Consider the following 6,341-nt stretch of genomic DNA (forward strand, 5'->3'; position numbering starts at 1 on the left):
GGCGCAGGCTGGTCCCATGACGACAACGAAGATCGACGAAGTGCGGCTCGGAGCCACCGGACCGACCGTGAGCCGCATCGGGCTCGGCGCGATGAGTATGTCCGGGGCGTACGGCGCGACCGACGACGCCGAATCGACCGCGACCATCCACGCGGCGATCGACTCCGGCGTCAACCTCATCGACACCGGTGATTTCTACGGCGCGGGCCACAACGAGATGCTGATCGGCAAGGCCATCGCCGAACGCCCCCGCGAGGACGTGGTGCTGAGCGTTAAATTCGGCGCGCTGCGCGGACCCGACGGCGCTTTCGTCGGCGTGGACAACCGCCCCGCCGCGCTGCGCAATTTCCTGAGCTACAGCCTGCGGCGGCTCGGCGTCGACTACATCGACATCTACCGCCCCGCCCGGCTGGACCCGAACGTGCCGATCGAGGACACCGTCGGCGCCATCGGCGAGCTGATCGAAGCCGGATATGTGCGGCACGTCGGCCTGTCCGAGGTCGGCCCGGAGACCATCCGGCGCGCCGCGGCCGTACATCCCATCGCTGACCTGCAGATCGAGTACTCGCTGATCTCGCGGGGCATCGAGGAGCGCATCCTGCCCGTCTGCCGCGAACTCGGCATCAGCGTCACGGCCTACGGCGTGCTGTCGCGCGGCCTGCTCAGCGACGCGATCCAGCCCGGCGCCACCTTCGCCCCGTCGGATTTCCGCGCGCACAGCCCGCGATTCCAGGGCGAGAACCTCAACCGGAATCTGGAACTGGTCCGCGCGCTGACCGAGATCGCGGCGCGCAAGGACGCCTCGGTGGCGCAACTGGCCATCGCCTGGGCACTGACCCGCGGCGAGGACATCGTTCCGCTCATCGGCACCCGCCGACGGGAACGCTGGGCGGAAGCCGTTCGCGCGCTGGACCTTCCGCTCACCGAGGACGAGTTGACCAGCATCGAGTCGGCCGCGCCAGCCGACCGGGTGGCGGGTGAACGATACGCCACGGCGCAGATGGCGATGCTCGACAGCGAGCGGTGAGATAGCGCCCGGAGCGTGGCCGCCTGGCCGCGCTTCGGACCACCCACAGCGCGGCGTATCGCACCGCGGGTCCGTGGCCCTCGTATCGCAAGGGCCACGGACCACGGTGTGGCCGTGGGCATCAACTTGTTGAGCGCGTGGCGGCTGATCGCCGCGCCCCGAATGCTTCGACCGCCGCGCTGGTCACCCGCCGGAATGGGCGGCAGCGGTGCGGCACATGAACATTCTCGCCGTGGCAACGGGGCGGTGACGACACTCGCTTCCGCGATTCGCACCGCACCGGCGTGCGCGGCGCCAGAGGTTCGGCCGCCGTACCGGCCACTCCCCGTGGAGCACAACCGATCATCCCCTCCAGGCCCTCAGCCCGTCGTATCGGCCGCCTGCGGTGGCACACCGCCGATCATCCCCGAGCCGAGCACACCTACGGCGCGATCAGGACCGGCGCGGACGGAGCACGGCTGTGAATGCCGCTGCGGCGACAGTCCTTCCGGTGTTGTCGGCGATGTCCACCGGAACTTCCAGTTCGAGCGGCACCTTCGCCTCGATATCCGCACGCATCTTGGCCAAGGTCTCGCCGGAGAACGCGGAAGTCGCGCGAAACGGCCCCGCCTCTCCTTTGGCACGGGCCTTGTACTCGATACGCCCGTCCTTCGCGACGATGAACGTATCCCCCATCAGGTCTACGATTCCGGACACCGACGCGCCCATCGCCGCGGTCTCCGCCATCCCGAACAGCACCGCGGCGTGCAGATCCCCGTTGTGATTCAGGTGTTCGGCGCGCGGCACGATCGACACCACGTTGCGCCCGGCCGCGAACTCCTCCCATTCCACTCCCGCGTACTGGATGAACCCCAGCTTCCGGAACCCGGCCACCACCAGGTCCGCCAACGCCACGCCGTCCACCGCCACCTCCAGGACCAGAACTGAAACCTGTTCCACTTTTACTGGCTCGCACGCCGGTTGTCCACCACGCGGAAACGAATCCGGCCCCCGCTCCAGAACGGAGCGGGGGCCGGATGCCTTACGGCTGACGGATCAGCGGTAGTCGCTGAAGCCGTAGTCGTCCAGCGGAACCGCGGCGCCGGTGGTCTGACCGAAGCTGTCCGGGCTGTAGTAGGTGTCGTCGTAGGACGGCACCGCGTACGCGGCGGCACGAGCTTCCTCGGTCGGCTGCACCTGGATGTTGCGGTAGCGGTTGATACCGGTACCGGCCGGGATCAGCTTGCCGATGATCACGTTCTCCTTGAGGCCGATGAGCTTGTCGGAGCGGCAGTTGATCGCCGCGTCCGTCAGAACCCTGGTGGTCTCCTGGAAGGACGCCGCCGACAGCCACGAGTCGGTGGCCAGCGACGCCTTGGTGATACCCATCAGCACCGGGCGACCCGCCGCGGGCTCGTTGCCCTCGGCGACGACGCGACGGTTGGCGGCCTCGAACTCGGCGCGCTCGGTGAGCGAGCCGGGCAGGAACTCCGTGGCGCCCGAGTCGATGATCGTCACGCGACGCAGCATCTGGCGCACGATGACCTCGATGTGCTTGTCGTGGATCGACACACCCTGCGACCGGTAGACCTCCTGGACCTCGTGGACCAGGTGGACCTGAACCTGACGCGGGCCCATGATGCGCAGCACCTCGTGCGGATCCGCCGCGCCTTCCAGCAGCTGCTGGCCGACCTCGACGTGGTCGCCGTCGGAGAGCAGGCGCTCGGTGCCGTCGTCGTGCTTGAACACCCGCAGACGCTGCCGCTTCGAGAGCTTGTCGTAGACAACCTCTTCGCCACCGTCATCCGGGATGATGGTGATCTTGTAGAAGCGATCGTCGTCCTCCAGCCGCACGCGACCGGAGACCTCGGCGATGGGCGCCTTGCCCTTCGGCACGCGCGCCTCGAACAGCTCCTGCACCCGGGGCAGACCGCCGGTGATGTCGTCACCAGCGACACCACCCTGGTGGAAGGTACGCATGGTCAGCTGGGTACCGGGCTCACCGATGGACTGCGCGGCGACGATACCGACGGCCTCACCGATGTCGACCAGCTTGCCGGTCGCCATCGAGCGGCCGTAGCAGGTCGCGCACACGCCGGTGCCGGTGGTGCAGGTCAGCACGGAGCGGACCTTCACCTCGGTGATGCCTGCCTCCAGCAGCGCCTCCAGCGCGGGATCGCCGAGGTCGGCGCCCTTCGCCACGATGACGTTGCCCTGCGCGTCGACCGCGTCGGCCGCGAGCGTGCGCGCGTAGGTGGAGGTCTCCACGTGCGCGTCGCGGATGATCGAGCCGTCGAGCTGCTTCTCCGCGATCGGCACCACGATGCCGCGCTCGGTGCCGCAGTCGTGCTCGCGCACGATGACGTCCTGCGAGACGTCCACCAGACGACGGGTCAGGTAACCCGAGTCGGCGGTGCGCAGCGCGGTGTCGGCCAGACCCTTACGAGCGCCGTGGGTGTTGATGAAGTACTCCAGAACCGTCAGGCCCTCACGGAAGGAGGACTTGATCGGCCGCGGGATGAACTCACCCTTCGGGTTCGTCACCAGGCCCTTCATACCGGCGAGGGTACGGGTCTGGGTGAAGTTACCCGTGGCGCCCGAGTCGACGATCGTGATGATCGGGTTGTCGGCCGGGTAGTGCGCGCGCAGCGCCTTACCGACCTCCTCGGTCGCCTCCTGCCAGATCTTGACCAGGGCGTTGTTGCGCTCCTGGTGATCGAGCGCACCACGCTGGTACTTCTTCTCGATCTGATCCGACTGCGCCTCGTAGCGCTCCATGATCTCGGCCTTCTCCGGCGGCACGAGCACGTCGGACATCGAGACCGTCACGCCGGAACGCGTGGCCCAGTAGAAGCCGGCGTCCTTGAGCTTGTCGACGGTCTGCGCGACCACGATCATCGGATAACGCTCGGCGAGATCGTTGATGATCGTCGCCTGGCGCTTCTTGGGCATCTGCTCGTTGATGAACGCGTAGTCCACGGGCAGCAGCTCGTTGAACAGGACCCGGCCCAGCGTGGTCTCGATGGTCCACGCGTCGCCGCGACGCCAGCCCTCCGGGAACAGCTGCGCCTCGATCTCCTTCGGCGGACGCTGGTCGGTCAGCCGGACCTTGATCAGCGAACGCACGGTGAGCTCACCGCGGTCCACCGCCATCTGCGCCTCGGCGGGCGAGGAGTACACGCCCCGCTCCGGTCCTTCGGCGGTGGCCGGCTGGTAGGAGCCCTTCGCGCCCTCTTCCAGACGGGTCAGGTAGTACAGGCCGGTCACCATGTCCAGACGCGGCATGGCCAGCGGCCTGCCCGACGCGGGCGAGAGGATGTTGTTCGACGACAGCATCAGCACGCGCGCCTCGGCCTGCGCCTCCGCCGACAGCGGCAGGTGCACGGCCATCTGGTCACCGTCGAAGTCGGCGTTGAACGCCTCACAGACCAGCGGGTGCAGCTGGATGGCCTTGCCTTCCACCAGCTGCGGCTCGAAGGCCTGGATACCGAGGCGGTGCAGGGTAGGCGCACGGTTCAGCAGCACCGGGTGTTCGGCGATGACCTCTTCGAGGACGTCCCACACCTGCGGCCGCTGCCGCTCCACCATCCGCTTGGCCGACTTGATGTTCTGCGCGTGGTTCAGGTCGACCAGGCGCTTCATCACGAACGGCTTGAACAGCTCCAGCGCCATCAGCTTGGGCAGACCGCACTGGTGCAGCTTCAGCTGCGGACCGACGACGATGACCGAACGGCCCGAGTAGTCGACGCGCTTACCGAGCAGGTTCTGACGGAAGCGGCCCTGCTTGCCCTTGAGCAGGTCGGACAGCGACTTGAGCGGACGGTTGCCCGGTCCGGTGACCGGACGGCCGCGGCGGCCGTTGTCGAACAGGGCGTCGACCGACTCCTGCAGCATCCGCTTCTCGTTGTTGACGATGATCTCGGGCGCGCCGAGGTCGATCAGTCGCTTGAGGCGGTTGTTGCGGTTGATCACGCGACGGTAGAGGTCGTTCAGGTCGGAGGTGGCGAAGCGGCCACCGTCGAGCTGAACCATCGGGCGCAGCTCCGGCGGGATCACCGGAACGGCGTCGAGCACCATGCCCATCGGCGAGTTGCCGTTGGCCTGGAACGCCGCGACGACCTTCAGCCGCTTGAGCGCGCGCAGCTTCTTCTGGCCCTTGCCGGTGCGGATGGTCTCGCGCAGCGACTCGGCCTCGGCCTCGATGTCGAAGCTCTCCATCAGCTTCTGGATGGACTCCGCGCCCATCGCGCCGGTGAAGTACTCGCCGTAGCGGTCGACCAGCTCGCGGTAGAGCACCTCGTCGACGATGAGCTGCTTGGGCGCCAGCTTGGTGAAGGTGTTCCAGATCTCCTCCAGCCGGTCCAGCTCGCGCTGGGCCCGGTCGCGGATCTGGCGCATCTCGCGCTCGCCGCCGTCCTTGACCTTGCGGCGGACGTCGGACTTGGCGCCCTCGGCCTCCAGCTCGGCCAGGTCGGCCTCCAGCTTCTGGGCGCGGGCCTCGAGGTCGGCGTCGCGCTGGTCGGCGACCGCCTTCTTCTCGACCTCCATCTCGGCCTCGAGCGTGGACAGCTCGTTGTGCCGCAGCTCATCGTCGACCGCCACGATGACGTAGGCGGCGAAGTAGATGATCTTCTCCAGATCCTTCGGCGCCAGGTCGAGCAGGTAGCCGAGGCGCGACGGCACGCCCTTGAAGTACCAGATGTGGGTGACCGGAGCGGCCAGCTCGATGTGGCCCATGCGCTCGCGGCGCACCTTGGCGCGAGTCACCTCGACGCCACAGCGCTCACAGATGATGCCCTTGAAGCGGACGCGCTTGTACTTGCCGCAGTAGCACTCCCAGTCCCGGGTGGGACCGAAGATCTTCTCGCAGAACAGGCCGTCCTTCTCCGGCTTGAGCGTGCGGTAGTTGATGGTCTCCGGCTTCTTCACCTCGCCGTAGGACCACTGACGGATGTCGTCGGCGGTGGCGAGGCCGATCCGGAGTTCATCGAAGAAGTTGACGTCTAGCACGTAACTTCCTTTCCCCTGTGCGGGTCGAATTCGAGCAAAAGTTCACTAGTTGGGTAATCCGTTGCGGAGGCCGGATGCCGTGCGATGACGGCATCCGGCCGACCGCCTAGTTCGCCAGATCGTCGACGGTGGCGGCTTCGTTCCTCGACAGGTTGATGCCGAGGTTCGCCGCGGCGCGCTCCAGGTCCTCGTCCTCGCCTTCGCGCAGCTCGATCGCGGCGCCGTCGGACGACAGCACTTCGACGTTGAGGCACAGCGACTGGAGTTCCTTGAGCAGGACCTTGAACGATTCCGGAATGCCCGGCTCCGGGATGTTCTCGCCCTT

Annotated in this window: 4 protein-coding genes; 1 reads left to right on the plus strand and 3 read right to left on the minus strand. The window is 67.4% G+C overall.

What is annotated here, in order from left to right:
• Positions 1-16 precede the first annotated feature (16 nt).
• A complete protein-coding gene (locus ACWDMM_RS30045; RefSeq protein WP_449940650.1) occupies positions 17-1,027 on the plus strand; it encodes an aldo/keto reductase in 1,011 nt (336 codons plus the stop codon).
• Between the two features lie 432 nt (positions 1,028-1,459).
• On the opposite strand, the gene ACWDMM_RS30050 is transcribed toward ACWDMM_RS30045, so the two are convergent.
• The 3 genes from ACWDMM_RS30050 to ACWDMM_RS30060 form a co-directional block, all read right to left on the minus strand.
• Positions 1,460-1,966, minus strand: a complete 507-nt coding sequence (locus ACWDMM_RS30050) for a PaaI family thioesterase (RefSeq protein ID WP_323124719.1) — start codon at positions 1,964-1,966, stop codon at positions 1,460-1,462.
• Positions 1,967-2,062: 96 nt separating this feature from the next.
• Entirely contained in the window at positions 2,063-6,016 is a 3,954-nt protein-coding gene (locus ACWDMM_RS30055) for a DNA-directed RNA polymerase subunit beta' (protein ID WP_449940653.1), read from the minus strand.
• Between the two features lie 106 nt (positions 6,017-6,122).
• Positions 6,123-6,341: hypothetical protein (locus ACWDMM_RS30060; RefSeq protein ID WP_357111586.1), on the minus strand; the 219-nt coding region annotated here is incomplete at its 5' end.

Source organism: Nocardia sp. NPDC003726, assembly GCF_053586955.1.